Consider the following 17,255-nt stretch of genomic DNA (forward strand, 5'->3'; position numbering starts at 1 on the left):
GGTCAGCGCAGCGCATAGTCCACGACGATTCCCACAAAGATCGCCAATCCCGTCCAGTGGTTATGCAAAAAAGCCTTGAAACAGGCTTGCGGCGCTTTATCGCGCGTCGACCAGAATTCCCAGGCAAAGCATCCGGCCGCGACCAGCAGGCCCAAGAAGAAATACAGCCCGAGTTCAAACCTCGAGCCAGCCAGCATCAGGCAGAACAGCGCCAGGCACTGCAGCGTCAGGATGATCACCCGATCGGCGTCACCAAACAGCACGGCCGTGGACTTCACCCCGATTTTCAGGTCGTCCTCGCGGTCGGTCATCGCGTAATACGTGTCGTAACCCACCGTCCACAACAGATTGGCGATGTACAGCAGCCACGCAGCGGCAGGCAGGTCGCCGGTCTCGGCCGTGAACGCCATCGGCATGCCCCATGAAAACGCCGCGCCCAGCACCACTTGCGGGTAATAGGTGTACCGCTTCATGAAGGGATAGGTGGCGGCCAGGGCGAGGCCGCCGAACGACAGCCAGATCGTTGTCGAGTTAGTCAGCAGTACCAGCAGAAAGCTCAATCCCACCAGCACGGCGAACAGTATCAGCGCTTCTTTGGAGCTGACCTTGCCGCTGACCAGAGGGCGTTGCTCGGTGCGTTTGACGTGGCCGTCCACCTTGCGGTCGGCGAAGTCATTGATCACGCAGCCAGCGGCGCGCATCAGGAACACGCCAACGACGAAGATCAGGACGTTGCCCAGCGACGGCGAACCCTTGCCTGCAATCCATAAGGCCCACAGCGTTGGCCACAGCAACAGGTAGATGCCGATCGGCTTGTCGATGCGGGTCAGTTGAATGAAGTCCCAGGTGCGCGGGTGCAGGCGGTTCAGGGACTTGAGCAGCGACAAGTACATCAGTGGCGCTCCTTGGCGGATTCAGAGGCGGCCTCGATGGCGCGCCAGACGGTCGGCAAAAATACCTCGGCGACGAGGATGCCCAAAGCCCCTCGCGTGAAGCAGGAACGACGACCCCAGAGTCCTGCGCGGTTGTCCGCGTCAGGCAGCCATCGCGCGGGGTATTGGCAAATCTGCAAAGGCCCGCGGGCGAACGCCCGGTCGCTGAACAGCAACTCGCCCAGCGAGCGAGTCCCCAGCTGATCCATGTGCAGGCCATCGTTTTCCAGCGCGGCACGTGCCGCCACGCTGCGGGCGAATACCCACTTCTCGCCATGCCCAAGCAGGTACACCTCACGCACCCAGCCTTCGCTGCCATCCGGCAGGTGCAGCGCCGCACATTCATCTGTGCGCAACGGTTGCCAGCCTTCGAACAACGGCGTGACGCTGAAGCCATCGTGGGACAGTCGGGTCAGGCGGCGGGTCAGAGAATCTTCGTGGAACAGCCACTCAAGGACGACGGGTGCGGGCATGTCGATCAGTTGATCGCGCAACAGCCATTCAGGCGTTGGGCATGGAGGATTTCGCTGGATCACAGTAAGCAATTATTGGCAGCAATCGAGGCGGCGAGCTTAGCATGATTGAGAAGGCTGGCCGACGACCGGCTCGGGGTCTGCGCGTCGATGAAACTTGCGTGAACGCGCGGTGATCAGTAAAACGCCCAGACCTATTCGAAAAAGCGCGCGACAATCGCCGAGCGTGTGGGCACGTATAGCCTGAGAACCGAGAGAACCAACCCATGAAAAAGTGGCAATGCATTGTCTGTGGCCTGATTTACAACGAAGCCGATGGTTGGCCGGATGACGGCATTGCACCGGGCACCCGCTGGGAAGATGTCCCGGAAGACTGGCTCTGCCCAGATTGCGGCGTCGGCAAAATGGATTTCGAGATGATTGAAATCGGCTGATCCGCCATGCCCCTTATCTGATTCAGGAGAGACGAATGAACGCACCTGTGGTGATCGTCGGTACCGGCCTTGCGGGTTACAACCTCGCTCGGGAATTTCGCAAGCTCGATGGCGAAACGCCGCTGCTGCTGATCACGGCCGACGACGGTCGTTCTTACTCCAAACCCATGCTTTCCACCGGCTTTGGCAAGAACAAGGAAGCCGACGGCCTGAGCATGGCCGAGCCCGGCGCCATGGCCGAACAGCTCAACGCCGAAGTACGCACCCACACCCGCATCAGTGGCATCGACCCTGGTCACAAGCGGCTGTGGATAGGCGAAGAGTCGGTGCACTACCGTGACCTGATCCTGGCCTGGGGCGCAGAGACCGTGCGTGTCCCGGTGGAAGGCGATGCCGGGGATGCGATTTTTCCCATCAACGATCTTGAGGACTACGCGCGCTTCCGTGCCGCAGCGGCAGGTAAACGGCGTGTGCTGATTCTTGGCGCTGGCCTGATCGGTTGTGAGTTCGCCAATGACCTCATGGTGGGCGGCTACGAGGTCGATCTGGTGGCGCCTTGCGAGCAGGTCATGCCGACCTTGTTGCACCCGGCGGCAGCGGCGGCTGTTCAGGCCGGGCTGGAGAGTCTGGGCGCGCGTTTCCACTTGGGGCCTGTGCTGACCCGGCTGTCGCGGACGGACGATGGCCTGGAAGCGCACCTGTCCGATGGCGCCGTTCTGCCGTGTGATCTGGTGGTGTCGGCCATTGGTTTGCGGCCACGGGTCGATCTGGCGGCGGCCGCCGGCCTTGAGGTTGGCCGAGGGGTGGTCGTTGACCGCTACCTCAAGACCTCTCACGCCAACATCTATGCACTGGGTGATTGCGCCGAAGTGGACGGGTTGAATCTGCTCTACGTGATGCCGTTGATGAGCTGCGCGCGTGCGCTGGCGCAAACACTGGCCGGCACACCCACGCCGGTCAAATACGGCCCCATGCCGGTGACGGTGAAAACGCCAGTTTGCCCACTCGTGGTGTCGCCGCCGCCCAAGGGCCGGGAAGGCGTCTGGACCGTTGAAGGGCAGGGCGCGGACATCAAGGCGCTCTGTCACGATGCGGACGGAAACCTGCTGGGTTACGCGCTGACAGGTGCCGCCGTCATGGACAAACTGGCCTTGAACAAGGTGTTGCCACCCTTACTGGCGTAATTAGCTGTCGTTCTGTCGGATAAGGCACGTTTTAGTTGATACAAACGTGGCTCACGTACTGGCGCGGGAATCGGCAGCATGCCATCCTCATTCCGGTCTGCCGCAACGTAGAGCCGTTGCGGCACCTGCTCGCTGCCCTGGAAGGGCGGCACGGGACATAAAAACAAAAAACCGTAAAAGAGGCTTCATATGCGTAAACCAGAACTCGCAGCCGCTATTGCCGAAAAGGCAGATCTCACCAAAGAACAAGCCAATCGCGTCCTCAATGCCGTCTTGGATGAAATCACCAACGCCTTGCACAAAAAGGACAGCGTGACCCTGGTGGGTTTCGGCACTTTCCTGCAACGCCATCGCGGCGCGCGCACAGGCAAGAATCCACAGACTGGCGAGCCGGTCAAAATCAAGGCCAGCAACACCGTTGCATTCAAGCCGGGCAAGTTCCTGAAAGACAGCGTTAACCCTGTCGCGACGCCTGCGAAGAAGAAATAAATAGCTGGACGTCTTGCGGAAGGCGAACAGCGTGGAAATGGGCATACCAAGCAGTTGGATGCCCATTTTTTATGGGCGGTTGTTTTGCCCGGCGAGCTGTCTGTGTCGCCACTTTGCGACCGTCGGGTTCTGTTCCGTCATCCGCCGTTCAAGCTCGCTACACTGCCGTTGGTTGCTTATCCGCACCTGATCGCATGAGGCGTCGCACATGAAGTTTCGTTTTCTCCTCTGGATGCTGGGTCTGCTCATGACCCGCGCCAGCCGCAACAACCCTGCATTTCAGCAACAGCTCGCCGGTAAGGACCTGACCTTTCAGCTGCAAACCTGCGACGGGAAAGTGGCCCGGCACTTCGTGGTGAAGGATCAACGCGTCAGCAGCCGCCGTGGCGCTGTCGCCACGCCTGCGTTCGCGATCTCGTTCAAGGACGCGGCGTACGGCTTCGCCACGATGCAGGCGAAGAACAAGCAACTGGCGTTCATGCAGGGGATTCAGGACAAGAGCATTCAGGTCACCGGCAACACCGGACTGGTGATGTGGTTTCAGGGCCTGACGAAGTATTTGAAGCCGAGGAAGAAAAAGGTCTGAGGCTGGAAAAAATCAACTGTGGGTCATTCACCCTTTCAGTCACTGACTACAGCTTTCGCGAGCAAGCTCGCTTGTTAGGTGTGCATTTCTGCTATTTGAGGTGACACTGATGGTTTGGTTTGTCCTAACGTCCAAACTGTTCCGCCTTCGGCGGGTTACTTGAAAAGACACCAAGTAACCAAGTGTCCTGGCTCGTGGTTTGGCCTCGACTTCGTCGAGGTTCCTTCACTCCGGCGACGCTCCGTGGGCCCGCGCCGAACGGACATCCATGTCCTGACGGCGCTCTCGCGGCATCCATGCCGCTCGGCCCACTGCGCGCCACCTGCGTTCAGCCTGCACCCAAGTCGCGCTTTGTGGTGTCTGGGCTGCTGCGGTATGAAGATCAAAAGCCAAAGCGCGCTTTGCGCTGTTTGGGTAAAGCATTCCTGTCTGGCTGAACACAAAACCTGTGGGAGTTAGCTTGCTGACGAATGCGGTGTCTCATTCACCTTTGATGCAACTGGCTGACCGTGATCGCGAGCAAGCTGATTGTTCCCACGCTCCGCGTGGCAACACAGTCCATGACGCTCTGCGTCATCCGGGATGTGGCGCATGCTGTCAGGGTTTGCAACTCTCAAGAAACGTACTGACACAACCGGTTTGAGAACCATAGAATCTCCCACAGTTCGTTCCAACCGCCGGGTAATCACGGGCGGTTGGAACACGCGGTCAATCAGTGGAACTGCGAAGCCAGTTCGCGCAGCAGCACTTCGGCTTCCAGCACCTTGTGCACGACGTCTTGCGCTTTCTCGCGTGGCAGCTCCAGGCGCGCGAACAGCTCGTCGGGGATGCTTTCCATCGGACCGGAGCCGATCCCTTCCTTGCGCAGCAGACGCACCGCCAGGCACACCAGGTTGGCGTACTCGCAGTGTTCGCCGTTGTAATGCGGGTCGTGCTGGAAACGCAGCGCGGTGGACAGTTCTTCAGGCATGTCCCAGTTACGCATCAGCCAGGCACCGATCTGTTCGCGGGAAATACCCAGCAGGTGCTGCTCCACGAAGCTGTGGTGCAGGTGCGGGTTGACCTCGATTTGTCGGCAGATCAGTGAGAAATGCGGCGGAAAGACGTGCGCCAGCAACAGATAGCCAAAGTTATGCAGCAGACCGGCAAGGTACGTCAGACCGCTTTCTGGGCGCTTGGCGCGCGGCATGGCGCGGGTCAGGCCTTCGATGACGGCAGCGGTGTAGATCGACTGCTGCCAGTACGGCGTCGCGTGTTGCGGATGATCCTTGGGCAAGGCCAGTGTTTTGCCCAGTGCCAGACCCAGTGCCAGGTTGATCACCAGATCGAAGCCCAGCACACGCACGATGGCATCTTCCACCGAGCGGATCTTGCCGGCGGAACCGTAATACGGTGATGCCGCCCAGCTGACCACCTGCGCGGCCAGCGCCGGATCGGTTTCCACGACGCCGGTAATGTCGTCGATGGTCGCATCCGGGTCGACACGCAGTTTGATGATTTTTTGAGCGGTGTCAGCCAGTGGCGGAATTTCCACCGTCGCTTCCAGGCGTTGCTGGATACGGCGGGCGGTGAAGTTCTGGACGGCCTTGGTGATCTCCTCACGGTCGTCGTCAGGACGCGTCAGGTTCGGTTGCACCAGATTCACCGGCTCGCCGAACGTGGCGGCGCTGGCTTTGCTCAACAAGGATTTGAAATCTTCGCTGCTGATCTCGAGCAGCAGGCCCGGCTCGCCCGAGTCGATCAGTACGGTGGGCTCCTGAAGGATGCGCTCTTCGTACAGGCACGGCGAACTGGTCAATGCCGGGAGGGCGGGCAGGGCACGCAGGTTGTTCTTGCCGAGCATCTGATCCAGGTGTTCTTGCGACACGGCGGTCAGCTTGCGACCGGTCAATTCGGTAATCCGATTGAGGTCCAGCAGATGGCTCTGCGGAAAAAGGATCAGCAACGCGCCGACGGAATCGTGGACCAGAACGGCCTGGACTTTCTGTGCGGTGGGCAGCGTTTCGTCGTCCATGACTTCGCGGTAGTCGATGGCAGCTTTGCCAAGCAACTGCCGGATGACAGACGGGGCGTGTTGGGTTGCGTCGATGTGGGCAACTTCTGTCATGGCCTGTATCCAAATTCCTACAATTGCTGAAGTATAACCAGCTTAGTTGTTAGATAGGTGAGACACGTTCTTATTGTTGACTGCTTCACACTTGCCCGTATTGCTGCCCGTGGCGTAACCAGCGTTCCAGCAGCGGGCTGACGTGCTGCGGCCAGCGCTCAAGCAATGCCTGCGCGGCGTCCCGAACGGCCGGCAACAGGTCTGCGTCGCGCATCAAATCGGCGACCTTAAATTGCAGCAATCCTGTCTGTCGCGTTCCCAGCATTTCGCCCGGCCCGCGAAGCTCCAGGTCCTTTTCGGCGATGACGAAACCGTCGTTGGTTTCGCGCATGATCCCCAGCCGCTGTTTACCGATCTGTGACAACGGCGGATGGTACAGCAGCACGCAATGACTCGCTGCGCTACCGCGTCCTACCCGGCCGCGCAACTGATGAAGCTGAGCGAGGCCCAGTCGTTCAGGGTTCTCGATGATCATCAGGCTGGCGTTGGGGACGTCCACGCCCACCTCGATGACCGTCGTTGCCACTAACAGCTGCAGATTGCCCTGCTTGAACTCTGCCATGACCGCCGCCTTCTCCACCGGCTTCATCCGCCCATGAATCAGCCCGACCTTGAGTTCGCCCAAGGCGCTCGTCAGCTCTTCGAAGGTGGTTTCGGCGGCCTGACAGGTCAGCTCCTCGGATTCTTCGATCAGCGTGCAGACCCAATAGGCCTGACGGCCTTCGGCGCACGCGTTGCGGACCCGCTCCACGACCTCGATGCGGCGGCTGTCGGCGACCAGCACGGTGTTGACCGGCGTTCGGCCCGGCGGCAATTCGTCGAGGATTGAGGTGTCGAGGTCGGCATACGCGCTCATCGCCAGCGTACGCGGGATGGGGGTGGCGGTCATGATCAGCTGATGTGGACACATCAGGCCGCCGACGCCCTTTTTGCGCAACGCCAGGCGCTGCTGTACGCCAAAGCGATGCTGCTCATCGATGATCACCAGCGCAAGGTTCTTGAACTGCACTTCATCCTGAAACAGTGCGTGGGTGCCGACCACCATCGGGGCACCGTTGGCGATCTGTTCAAGCGATGCAGCGCGGGCCTTGCCCTTGAGCTTGCCGGCCAGCCAGGCGGTTTCTATGCCCAGTGGCTGCAGCCAGCGCGTAAAGTTGATGAAGTGCTGCTCGGCCAGAATCTCGGTCGGCGCCATCAGCGCGACCTGGTAACCCGATTCCAGCGCCTGCAACGCTGCCAGTGCAGCGACCACGGTCTTGCCCGCGCCCACGTCCCCTTGAATCAGCCTGAGCATGGGTTCTTGCTGGCTGAGGTCGTAGGCGATTTCCTTGCCGACGCGTTGCTGTGCGCCTGTTGGTGGAAACCCCAGGTTGGCAAGAAATTGCTTGGAAAGCCGCTTGGCCACAGGCAGCGCTGGCGCACGCTGGGAACGCAGGCTTTCACGCAGGCGTTGCTGCGACAACTGGTGAGTCAGGAGCTCTTCAAAGGCCAGCCTGTGTTGCGCCCAGTGATGACCCAGCGCGAGCTCTTCGACATCGGCGTCGGCGGGCGGGTTATGCAGGTAATGGATCGCGTCAGCCAGTGGCGCCAGTTGATAGTCGCGTGCGAGCTCTTCCGGCAGCCAGTCTGGCAAGCTTCTTGGCCCCAGCATCCCCAGGCTTTGCTGACACAACTGGCGCAAGCGCTGCTGGGTCAGGCCTTCGGTGGTGGGGTAAATCGGCGTGAGGGTCTGCTCGACCGCCACGTGTTCTTCGTCGGTGATCGCACGGTATTCGGGATGGTAGATCTCCAGTCCCGAGGCGCCGGGACGGGCTTCGCCATAGCAGCGCACATGCGTGCCGCGCTTCAGGCCATCTTTTTGTGCATTGCTGAAGTGGTAGAAGCGCAGGCTCAGCACACCGGTGCCATCACCCAGACGGACCAGCAGGCTGCGACGCTTGCCCATCACCACATCGGCGCCGCTGACGACGCCTTCGATCACCGCATCCTGCCCCGGGCGTAACGCGCCAATGGGCACGACGCGGGTGCGATCCTGATAGCGCAGAGGCAGATGGAACAGGACGTCCTGAATGTTCTCGAGGCCGACCTTCGCCAGTTTTTCAGCCATGGCCTCGCCGACGCCCTTGAGCGCCGTTACCGAGACGTGTGACAGCTCAGTCATACCGCCACTTAGCTCGCTTGTGCTTGGGCTTTAGGGCGAGCGACGGAGCACAGGCGGATAGAGTCGGCGAGGATCTCAATCGCCTTTGGACGCGGGAAGCTCGCACGCCAGGCAATGGCAACCGTGCGGAACGGCACAGGAGGCGACAGCGGACGCACTTCAATCACGCCTGGTGCGTAGTGATGGCTGTCGACTGCGGACATTGGCAGGATCGAGACGCCCAGACCCGAGGCCACCATGTGCCGGATGGTTTCCAGCGAGCTGGATTCGACCGTCGTGTGCTTGGCGCTGTCGCCCCCTTTGACCAGCGTCGGGCACGCTTCGAGCACCTGGTCGCGGAAGCAGTGGCCTTCGCCCAGCAGCAACAGACTCTTGTCGTTCAGTGCCGATGCGTCGATGGTGGATTTCTGAGTCCACGGATGGTCAGCCGGCATGAGCACGTAGAACGGCTCGTCGTACAGCGACATCGTCAGTACGTCGGCTTCGTTGAACGGCAGGGCGATGATGATTGCGTCGAGCTCACCGTTGCGCAGCTTGTCGCGCAGCACATGGGTGAAGTTCTCTTCGATGTACAACGGCATTTGCGGGGCGACCCGGTGCAGTTGCGGAATCAGATGAGGAAACAGATAAGGGCCGACGGTGTAGATCGCACCGACTTTCAGCGGCGCCGTCAGTTGGTTCTTGCCCGTCTGGGCGAGTTCACGAATGCCTTGAGCTTGCTCGAGCACTTTTTGCGCCTGAGCCACGATGCCCTCGCCAACCGGCGTAAGACGTACCGCACTCTTGCTGCGCTCGAAAATCAGCACACCGAGTTCATCTTCCAGCTTCTTTACGCCCACCGACAGCGTCGGCTGGCTGACGTGGCAGCGTTCAGCCGCGTGGCCGAAATGCTGCTCTTGAGCGAGGGTAACGATATAGCGCAATTCTGTGAGGGTCATAGCGTGCGTCCATGAAGTTGCGGCCCCAGCATAGCGGGTGCAATCGATAGACGCACGTTATCAGACCCTTAGTTGTCGCAAAATCAACGTTTCAACGTTTATCCAGCGAATAAACGAAGGGCGCGACCACTTCCAGGGTGCCATTGTTGAGCAATTCCGCCGGTGGCTTGGGCAACGGCTGGGCACGACGAATCATCTCCAGCGTGGCGCGGTCGAGCGCTGCGCTACCGGAACCTCCTGCGATTTCGTACGACAGCACCCGGCCTTCGCCATCCACCACGAAGCGCAGACGGTTGATGCCTTGCATGCCGCGCCGACGGGCATCGTCCGGATAACGCTTGTACTTGCTCAGGTGACGCAGCAGATCACCCTGCCAGGTTGGCAGTGCGGTGCTCGGCGGTGTGGGCGGAGCGGGTTCAGGCGCAGCCGATTTTTCCGGTTTCGCGTTGGAAGGTGGCGTATCGACCGGTTTCTCGTCGGCAGGCTTCTCCTCCTTCGGCGGCTCGACCTTCTTCACAGGTTTGGGCGGCTGTGGTTTGGGCTTCGGCTTGACCGGTTTTGGAACCGCGATTTCCGGCTTGGGCGCTTCGGCAATGGGCGGGATCGGCAGTTCTTCTTCCGGCGCAGGCGGCTGCGGCGGTTGCACCACTTTGGGCGGTGGCGGCGGAGCAGGCTCAGGTACGGGCGCCAGCTCGACCATCATGGCTGCCGGGGGCAGTTCGATGGCCTGCGAGGCGGGCCAGCGCAGTGCGACGATGATCGCCACCGCGTGAACCGCCAGCACCAACAACAGACTACCGCTATAGCGCGTCAGTTTTTGGCGCGTATTGATCATTTCTTACCAACCGTCTCAAGACCCACCAGACCGACTTTCAGGTAACCGGCGCCGCGCAGGGCGTTCATGACGTCCATGAGGTCCCCGTAGTCCACGCCTTTGTCGGCCTGGAAGAAAATCGTGGTGTCTTTCTTGCCTTTGGTCCTGGCGTCCAGAACCGGACCGATCTGCTCGCGCGCGACCTTCTCGTCGCCCAGGTACAGACTCTGGTCAGCTTTGACGCTGAGGAAAATCGGCTTCTCCGGTCTGGGCGCGGGCTTCGCTGTCGAGGCGGGCAGGTCGACCTTGATGTCGACGGTTGCAAGGGGTGCTGCCACCATGAAAATGATCAGCAGCACCAACATGACGTCGATGAACGGCGTCACGTTGATTTCGTGGTTCTCGGCGAGATCGTCGCCACCTTCGTTAAGGTGCAGGCCCATGGTTTACCCCATTTTTACCCTGTGCGGCTGTTGAACACGCTCAGCGACTGGCTGGTGATCCAGGTCGCGGCTGACGAGCAACAGAACTTGAGCAGAGGCATCGGACACCTGCGCCTTGTAACCGGCAATGGAGCGAGCGAACACGTTATAGATGACCACCGCAGGAATCGCGGCGACGAGGCCCAGCGCGGTGGCCAGCAGCGCTTCGGCGATGCCGGGTGCGACGACTGCCAGGTTGGTGGTCTGGGTCTTGGCGATGCCGATGAAGCTGTTCATGATGCCCCATACGGTACCGAACAGGCCGACGAAGGGTGCGGTCGAGCCGATGGTGGCGAGTACGCCGGTGCCCATGCTCATGTTGCGGCCGCAGGCTGCTACCAGGCGCTCAAGGCGGAACGCAACGCGCTCCTTGATGCCTTCACGTTCGCGGCTGTTGACCGAGAGGTGCATCTCTTCCAGCGCATCGTGAACCAGCAGATGGGCCAGCGTGCCTTCCTTTTTGGCTCCGGCGCTGGCCTCATCGAGCGTACGCGCGCGCTTGAGGGCGGCGATTTCGCCACGCAGACGACGCTTGGCGCCGAGCAGTTCAAGACCTTTGGCAATCCAGATGGTCCAGGTGATGATCGAGGCGATGGCAAGACCGATCATCACCGCTTTAACGATAATGTCTGCATTCTTGTACATGCCCCAAGGCGACAGGTCGTGGGACATGCCCAGGCTGTTGTCTTCTGCGACGGGTTCGATCGAATCTGCTGGAGCGGCAGGATCCTGAACGGCAGAGGCTGCCGCGGTGTCAACCGGAGCGGCGGCTGGCGCTGCCGCCTGAACCGCAGGAGTTTGCTGGGCAGGAGCGCTGGAATCGGCAAGCGCAACAGGCGTCAGCATCAGGCTGAATAGAACGGCGGCAATGGCGCGCCCTGCACGGTGCAGACCTGAAGAGGTGATTGACGAAGCGGCGGATTGAATAGGTGTCATGCTGGCCCGACCTGATATGAAAATAGGTGTTCGTTCTGGATGCGTCGCGCTGGCCCGAGGCGAGCGGAGGAGAACAAAGGGCCGACATTATTGCAAGTAATTCTTGTTAACAAAAGTAATAGAGTCTCTTTTTTTAACGCGAACGCGTCCCGATGGTCGCTTTTCAGGCCGGTTTTATTGGTCGAAACCTACTTTTGATGTGGAGATTGGTCATGGCGGCACCGTCCGTTCTGATTGCTGGATGTGGTGACATTGGTGGACGCCTGGCGTCGCAGCTACTGCCTCAAGGTTGGACGGTGTACGGCCTGCGCAGGAACGTGGCGAAGCTGCCGCACGGCGTGCGCGGTGTGGGCGGAGACCTTTTTGACGCGCGGATCCCGGTCCAATGGCCCGAGAGCCGAATCGATTATCTGGTCTACTGTGCGACCCCGACGGCGCGGGACGAAGCAGGTTACCGCGCAGCGTACGTACAAGGGTTGCGCCATGTGCTGGGCTGGACGGAGCGCAGCGGGCAGAAGCCGAAAAGGATTCTGTTCGTGTCGAGCAGCAGTGTTTATGGGCAACAAGGGGGCGAGTGGGTCGATGAGACATCGCCCGCCGAGGCCGACGGGTTCTCGGGTCGCGTGATGCGAGAGGCTGAGCAGGTGGCCCTGAACAGCGGCATTCCGGGGAGCATCGTCAGATTGACCGGCATCTATGGGCCGGGTCGTAGCGATTTGATGAACCGGGTCCGTCAGGGTTACAGCGTGGCGGTTGATCCACCGCTGTACGGCAACCGGATACATGCGGATGACGCTGCGGGGTTGCTCGCCTTCCTGTTGCAGGCCGATGCGAATGGCGAAGCGCTTGAGGATTGCTACCTAGGCGTTGACGACGCGCCGGTGCCCTTGGCTGAAGTGGTGGACTGGATGCGTACTCGCCTCAACGTGACGCAATGGTCCGATGAGAACAACGTGAGACGCGCAGGCAGCAAGCGTTGCAGCAACGCGCGAGCCAAAGCACTGGGCTGGGTGCCGCGTTATGCGAGTTACAAGGAAGGGTATGAGGGGATGTTGGCACAGGATAATTGAGCGCGGCCGCGACCTGCTTTTGATTCTGGCCGAAGGCCGTGGGAGTTCAGCTTGCTGACGAATTCAGCGTATCAGTCGATGACATGTTGTCTGGCCTGACGCCTTCGTGAGCAAGCTCACTCCCACAGGTGATCTTGGGGCTAGTTTTTCTCCAGCACCCAATGCCGCTCGCCCGGACTCAAATCCGGCATTTCAGTGGCCTGGGCATTGTTCACGGCCTGGAAGATTTCCAGCTGCTTGCCCTGGCGCACGAACACCCACGGGTTGCCGCGCTCATTTTTCTCCAGCCACATGCTGTCGTACTCGCCGCTCATGGCGGCGCAATCGCCTGCCAGACAGAGCGCGTAGCGGTCATTTCCCGGCAAACCGGTCACGCTGCCGTCGGGTTGAAACTCAACGACACTGCCTTGCCCGTCGCCATTGACGATCGTCCATTTGCCACCCAGGTACGCGGTGTAAAGCGCACGCTCAAAGCTGCTTCCGGGCGGTGCGCCAGCAGGAGCGGCTTGCTTGGGCATGCGGAAATGCTGTTCGGGGCCTGAGTCGCTGGCGCTCTGAACCAGCTCGTCGCTTTTGAGCTTGAGGTCGTCAGAGGTGCTGCCATAGACATTCACCTTCCACGATCCGTCGGGATCTTTGGCGATCTTGCCTTCGGTGAGTTCGAATCCGTTGTAGGACGTAGCCTGCCCCGCCGCTGTATTGATATTCCATTCCAGCGTTGGCCCGTACGCCAGCAGCGACTGGCGCAAGTTGCCGCCTTCTGCCGCAGCGTCGATGGCGGCCTGGTTGATCCAGGTGCCGTCCGGGGTTTTGTTCGAATGGCTGGCGCAGCCGCTCAGCAGCGCGGCCAGCAGCGAGAGGGCGAACGCGACGCGCATATGCATGCGGAGTCCTTCCTTTGCTCTGAGGGTAGCGGAGCGTGAATACGCTCCGCGGGGGATTTACTCGACGACCAGCACGGCGTCCATTTCAACCATCGCGCCTTTTGGCAGGGCAGCCACGCCGATAGCGGCGCGTGCAGGATAAGGCTGTTCGAAATACTTGCCCATGATCTCGTTGACCTTGGCGAAGTGGCTCAAATCCGTCAGGAATATGTTCAGCTTGACGATGTCCTTGAACGAACCGCCTGCGGCTTCAGCCACGGCTTTCAGGTTTTCGAAGACCTGAACGGTCTGGGCTTCGAAGCCTTCGACCAGTTCCATGGTTTTCGGGTCCAGAGGAATCTGACCCGACATGTAGACGGTATTGCCAGCTTTGATCGCCTGAGAATACGTGCCGATGGCGGCAGGGGCTTTGTCGCTGGAGATAACGGTCTTGCTCATGAAGAACTCCTGTTGGCGGTTTGGCTACGCACGCATGCGGGTGATGCGAATCACACCGGTCAAGGCGCGCAGTTTCTTGATCACACGGGCCAGGTGCACGCGGTCGTGTACGCTGACCACCAGTTGGACCACGCTGATACGACCATCGCGTTCGTCCATGCTGATTTTCTCGATGTTGCCGTCGGCCGCATTGACGCTGCTGGCCAGCAAGGCAATAAGCCCGCGCTGGTGCTCCAGCTCGACCCGCAGCTCGACATTGAATTCGCCGGTGACGTCTTTGGCCCAGGAAAGCTGGATGCACTTTTCCGGGTTATGGCGGATTTCGCTGATATTGCGGCAGTTATCCAGGTGCACGACCATGCCTTTGCCCGCAGACAAGTGGCCGACGATTGGGTCGCCCGGAATCGGCGTACAGCATTTGGCGTAGCTGAGCACGAGGCCTTCGGTGCCACGAATCGCCAGCGGGCCTTCAGCGCTCGGCAATTGTTCACCTTCGCTGGCGAGCAGGCGTCTGGCGACGACATACGCCATGCGGTTGCCCAGGCCGATGTCTTCGAGGAGGTCTTCGACGACCTCGACCCGGTACTCGGCCAGGATCAACTGCACGCGTTCGTTTGGAATCTTGTCCAGCGTACTGTCGAAGCCGTTGAGCACTTTGTTCAGCAGGCGCTCGCCGAGGCTGATGGACTCCGAACGGCGTTGCAGCTTCAGCGCATGGCGAATGTGCGTGCGCGCCTTGCCGGTCACGACGAAGTTCAGCCATGCCGGGTTCGGGCGTGCGCCCGGTGCGCTGACGATTTCAACCGTCGAGCCGCTTTGCAGGGGTTCGGACAGCGGCGCCAGTCGGCGATTGATCCGGCAGGCAATGCAGCTATTGCCGACATCGGTGTGAACGGCGTACGCGAAGTCGACGGCCGTGGAGCCTTTGGGCAGCTCCATGATCCGGCCTTTGGGCGTGAACACGTAGACCTCGTCCGGGAACAGGTCGATTTTTACGCTTTCGATGAATTCCAGCGAGTTGCCGGCACGTTGCTGCATTTCCAGCACGCCCTTGACCCACTGGCGGGCGCGAGCATGCGTGCTTTTAGGCTGCTCGTCGCCGGAAGACTTGTACAGCCAGTGCGCGGCGATGCCGTTGTTGGCCATCTCTTCCATCTCGCGCGTGCGGATCTGGATTTCGATGGGCACGCCATGCATGCCGAACAGCGTGGTGTGCAACGACTGATAGCCGTTGGCCTTTGGAATCGCGATGTAATCCTTGAAGCGTCCAGGCAGCGGTTTGTACAAATTATGTACAGCGCCGAGAACGCGATAGCAGGTGTCCACCTTGTCGACGATGATCCGGAACGCATACACGTCCATGATCTCGTTGAAGGCGCGACGCTTGCCGCGCATCTTCTTGTAGATGCCGTACAAGTGCTTCTGACGTCCGCTGACTTCGCCTTCAATGCCGTCGACCGCCAGGCAGTGGCTCAGCGACTCTTCGATCTTGTTGACCAGTTCCTTGCGATTGCCACGGGCGCGCTTGACGGCCTGACCGATGCGCGAGGAGCGCATCGGGTACATGGCCTTGAAGCCCAGGTCTTCGAATTCGATACGCACGCTGTGCATGCCAAGGCGATTGGCGATGGGGGCGTAGATTTCGAGGGTTTCCTTGGCAATGCGTCGGCGTTTTTCGCCTGACAGCACTTCCAGTGTCCGCATGTTGTGCAAGCGGTCAGCGAGTTTGACCAGGATCACGCGGATGTCGCGTGCCATGGCCATGGCCATTTTCTGGAAGTTCTCGGCCTGGGCTTCAGCCTTGGTCTCGAAGTTCATCTGGGTCAGTTTGCTGACCCCGTCGACCAGTTCGGCCACGGTCTCGCCAAACTGCGCACAAAGCGCTTCCTTGGCGATGCCGGTGTCTTCGATCACGTCATGCAGCATCGCGGCCATCAAGCTCTGATGGTCCATGTGCATGTCAGCAAGGATATTGGCCACCGCCAGCGGATGCGTGACGTAGGCTTCGCCGCTGCGACGGCGTTGGCCGTCGTGGGCTTGTTCGGCGTAGAAATACGCTCGGCGAACCAGATTGACCTGGTCGGCGCCGAGGTAGGTCGAGAGGCGATCGGCGAGGGCGTCTATGCTCGGCATGATGCAACTCCTTGCCGAGAATGGTGACCCTGCGCCTTGCTACGTCGACCGGGCATAGGCTTAGACGGCCTCGTTGGACTCGTCCTCGAACGCTGCGAACAGTGGTTCATCTTCAACGATTTCAGCTTCTGCAATGACAGCGTAATCCATCAGGCCAGCCGCGATTTCGCGCAAGGCAACAACGGTAGGCTTGTCGTTTTCCCAGGCCAGCTTTGGCTCTTTGCCGCCGGTCGCCAGTTGACGCGAGCGTTTGGTGGCGAGCATGACCAGCTCAAAGCGGTTATCTACATGTTCCAGGCAGTCTTCAACGGTCACGCGGGCCATGGGTATTCCTCGTAGCAAATGCGGTATGCGCGGTGCCCGGATGGGCGAGCGGACTCGGTAGTTTACAAGCGGACAGCTCAAAGCTTCAAGCGGCAAGCCCCAAGCGGTCGGTTTTTGGCGTTGTTTCGATGCGCTTTGCACCGCCCGTGTAGTAGCGCTTGCCCGCGATGGCGGTGTGCCTGGCAATGAATGTGTTGAATTCATCGACGCCATCGTGGGCAAGCGCGCTCCTGCAAATACTCAAGCCAGGAGCTGGGTCAGCAACTCGGTGTGACGCTGTTGCTGGTGCTCCTGGCTCAGCAGGTTGGCGCGGAAGATAGCTTTGAGGTCTTCCAGGGCCGTCGCGAAATCGTCGTTGATGATGACGTAGTCGTACTCAATGTAGTGGCTCATTTCACTGACCGCTTCGCGCATCCGGCCCTCGATGATCTCGTCGCTGTCTTGCCCTCGGTTGGTCAGGCGTTGACGCAATGCCTGCTGGGTCGGCGGCAGAATAAAGATCGAGCGCGCGTGGGGCATCAGCTTGCGCACTTGCTCGGCGCCCTGCCAGTCGATTTCAAGAATCAGGTCGTGACCTTCGTCCAGCGTCTGCTGCAGGCGGCTTTGCGAAGTGCCGTACAGGTTGCCGAACACTTCGGCCTGCTCGAGGAAATCGCCGTGTTCGATCATGCGCACGAACTCCGTGCGATCAACGAAGTGATAGTTCACGCCGTCCACTTCGCCGGGGCGCATGGCGCGGGTGGTGTGGGAAACGGAAACGCGAATCTGTGGCTGAGCATCGATCAGGGCTTTGACCAGGCTGGTCTTGCCCGCGCCCGAAGGGGCGGAAATGATGTACAGAGTGCCGGTGCTGTGGGTCATGTCTAGATT

18 protein-coding genes are annotated in these 17,255 nt (G+C 60.3%); 5 read left to right on the forward strand and 13 right to left on the reverse strand.

Annotated features, from left to right (window positions below; genetic code table 11):
* Positions 1 to 2: 2 nt before the first annotated feature.
* The gene (ubiA, locus tag ABDX87_RS14320; protein WP_346833410.1) at positions 3 to 893 is read right to left on the reverse strand and encodes a 4-hydroxybenzoate octaprenyltransferase; all 891 of its coding nucleotides are present in this window, start codon (positions 891 to 893) and stop codon (positions 3 to 5) included.
* Positions 893 to 1,468, reverse strand: a complete 576-nt coding sequence (locus ABDX87_RS14325) for a chorismate--pyruvate lyase family protein (protein ID WP_431061237.1) — start codon at positions 1,466 to 1,468, stop codon at positions 893 to 895. Before ABDX87_RS14325 ends, ubiA begins: the two co-directional genes overlap by 1 nt.
* Before the next feature lie 203 nt (positions 1,469 to 1,671).
* Here ABDX87_RS14325 and ABDX87_RS14330 point away from each other — a divergent pair, with 203 nt between their 5' ends.
* The 4 genes from ABDX87_RS14330 (at position 1,672) to ABDX87_RS14345 (ending at position 4,098) form a co-directional block, all read left to right on the forward strand.
* Positions 1,672 to 1,839 (forward strand): rubredoxin, encoded by a 168-nt coding sequence (locus ABDX87_RS14330; protein WP_062379816.1) that lies wholly within the window; start codon positions 1,672 to 1,674, stop codon positions 1,837 to 1,839.
* A gap of 35 nt (positions 1,840 to 1,874) precedes the next feature.
* Complete coding sequence (locus tag ABDX87_RS14335) at positions 1,875 to 3,023, forward strand: NAD(P)/FAD-dependent oxidoreductase (RefSeq protein WP_346833411.1); 1,149 nt, start codon at positions 1,875 to 1,877, stop codon at positions 3,021 to 3,023.
* Between the two features lie 189 nt (positions 3,024 to 3,212).
* Complete coding sequence (locus ABDX87_RS14340) at positions 3,213 to 3,512, forward strand: HU family DNA-binding protein (RefSeq protein ID WP_092406784.1); 300 nt, start codon at positions 3,213 to 3,215, stop codon at positions 3,510 to 3,512.
* A gap of 208 nt (positions 3,513 to 3,720) precedes the next feature.
* Entirely contained in the window at positions 3,721 to 4,098 is a 378-nt protein-coding gene (locus ABDX87_RS14345; RefSeq protein WP_346833412.1) for an SCP2 sterol-binding domain-containing protein, read from the forward strand.
* Between the two features lie 712 nt (positions 4,099 to 4,810).
* Here the strand turns inward: ABDX87_RS14345 and ABDX87_RS14350 are convergent.
* The 6 genes from ABDX87_RS14350 to exbB form a co-directional block, all read right to left on the reverse strand.
* The gene (locus tag ABDX87_RS14350) at positions 4,811 to 6,205 is read right to left on the reverse strand and encodes an aminoacyl-tRNA deacylase and HDOD domain-containing protein (protein WP_346833413.1); all 1,395 of its coding nucleotides are present in this window, start codon (positions 6,203 to 6,205) and stop codon (positions 4,811 to 4,813) included.
* A gap of 85 nt (positions 6,206 to 6,290) precedes the next feature.
* Positions 6,291 to 8,366: an ATP-dependent DNA helicase RecG gene (gene recG, locus ABDX87_RS14355; RefSeq protein WP_346833414.1), complete on the reverse strand. Its 2,076-nt coding sequence runs from the start codon at positions 8,364 to 8,366 to the stop codon at positions 6,291 to 6,293.
* 8 nt (positions 8,367 to 8,374) lie between these two features.
* Positions 8,375 to 9,304, reverse strand: a complete 930-nt coding sequence (locus tag ABDX87_RS14360; protein WP_346833415.1) for a hydrogen peroxide-inducible genes activator — start codon at positions 9,302 to 9,304, stop codon at positions 8,375 to 8,377.
* A 91-nt stretch (positions 9,305 to 9,395) separates the two neighbouring features.
* Positions 9,396 to 10,139: an energy transducer TonB gene (locus tag ABDX87_RS14365; protein WP_346833416.1), complete on the reverse strand. Its 744-nt coding sequence runs from the start codon at positions 10,137 to 10,139 to the stop codon at positions 9,396 to 9,398.
* The gene (exbD, locus tag ABDX87_RS14370; protein ID WP_074754723.1) at positions 10,136 to 10,561 is read right to left on the reverse strand and encodes a TonB system transport protein ExbD; all 426 of its coding nucleotides are present in this window, start codon (positions 10,559 to 10,561) and stop codon (positions 10,136 to 10,138) included. The genes ABDX87_RS14365 and exbD overlap by 4 nt, the downstream gene beginning before the upstream one ends.
* 3 nt (positions 10,562 to 10,564) lie before the next feature.
* The gene (gene exbB / locus ABDX87_RS14375) at positions 10,565 to 11,536 is read right to left on the reverse strand and encodes a tonB-system energizer ExbB (RefSeq protein ID WP_346833417.1); all 972 of its coding nucleotides are present in this window, start codon (positions 11,534 to 11,536) and stop codon (positions 10,565 to 10,567) included.
* 212 nt (positions 11,537 to 11,748) lie between these two features.
* Here exbB and ABDX87_RS14380 point away from each other — a divergent pair, with 212 nt between their 5' ends.
* Positions 11,749 to 12,606, forward strand: a complete 858-nt coding sequence (locus ABDX87_RS14380) for an SDR family oxidoreductase (protein ID WP_346833418.1) — start codon at positions 11,749 to 11,751, stop codon at positions 12,604 to 12,606.
* A 140-nt stretch (positions 12,607 to 12,746) separates the two neighbouring features.
* Here ABDX87_RS14380 and ABDX87_RS14385 read toward each other — a convergent pair whose 3' ends face one another.
* From ABDX87_RS14385 to gmk, 5 genes are all read right to left on the reverse strand, one after another.
* Positions 12,747 to 13,484: a hypothetical protein gene (locus tag ABDX87_RS14385; protein WP_346833518.1), complete on the reverse strand. Its 738-nt coding sequence runs from the start codon at positions 13,482 to 13,484 to the stop codon at positions 12,747 to 12,749.
* 63 nt (positions 13,485 to 13,547) lie between these two features.
* Positions 13,548 to 13,928 (reverse strand): RidA family protein, encoded by a 381-nt coding sequence (locus ABDX87_RS14390; RefSeq protein ID WP_062379797.1) that lies wholly within the window; start codon positions 13,926 to 13,928, stop codon positions 13,548 to 13,550.
* Between the two features lie 24 nt (positions 13,929 to 13,952).
* Positions 13,953 to 16,061, reverse strand: a complete 2,109-nt coding sequence (spoT, locus tag ABDX87_RS14395) for a bifunctional GTP diphosphokinase/guanosine-3',5'-bis pyrophosphate 3'-pyrophosphohydrolase (protein ID WP_346833419.1) — start codon at positions 16,059 to 16,061, stop codon at positions 13,953 to 13,955.
* A gap of 60 nt (positions 16,062 to 16,121) precedes the next feature.
* Entirely contained in the window at positions 16,122 to 16,385 is a 264-nt protein-coding gene (rpoZ, locus tag ABDX87_RS14400) for a DNA-directed RNA polymerase subunit omega (protein WP_004887180.1), read from the reverse strand.
* Positions 16,386 to 16,625: 240 nt separating this feature from the next.
* Positions 16,626 to 17,246 (reverse strand): guanylate kinase, encoded by a 621-nt coding sequence (gene gmk / locus ABDX87_RS14405; RefSeq protein WP_346833420.1) that lies wholly within the window; start codon positions 17,244 to 17,246, stop codon positions 16,626 to 16,628.
* Positions 17,247 to 17,255: the final 9 nt, after the last annotated feature.

Origin of the sequence: Pseudomonas abietaniphila, from assembly GCF_039697315.1 — a bacterium.
GTDB lineage: Bacteria > Pseudomonadota > Gammaproteobacteria > Pseudomonadales > Pseudomonadaceae > Aquipseudomonas > Aquipseudomonas abietaniphila_B.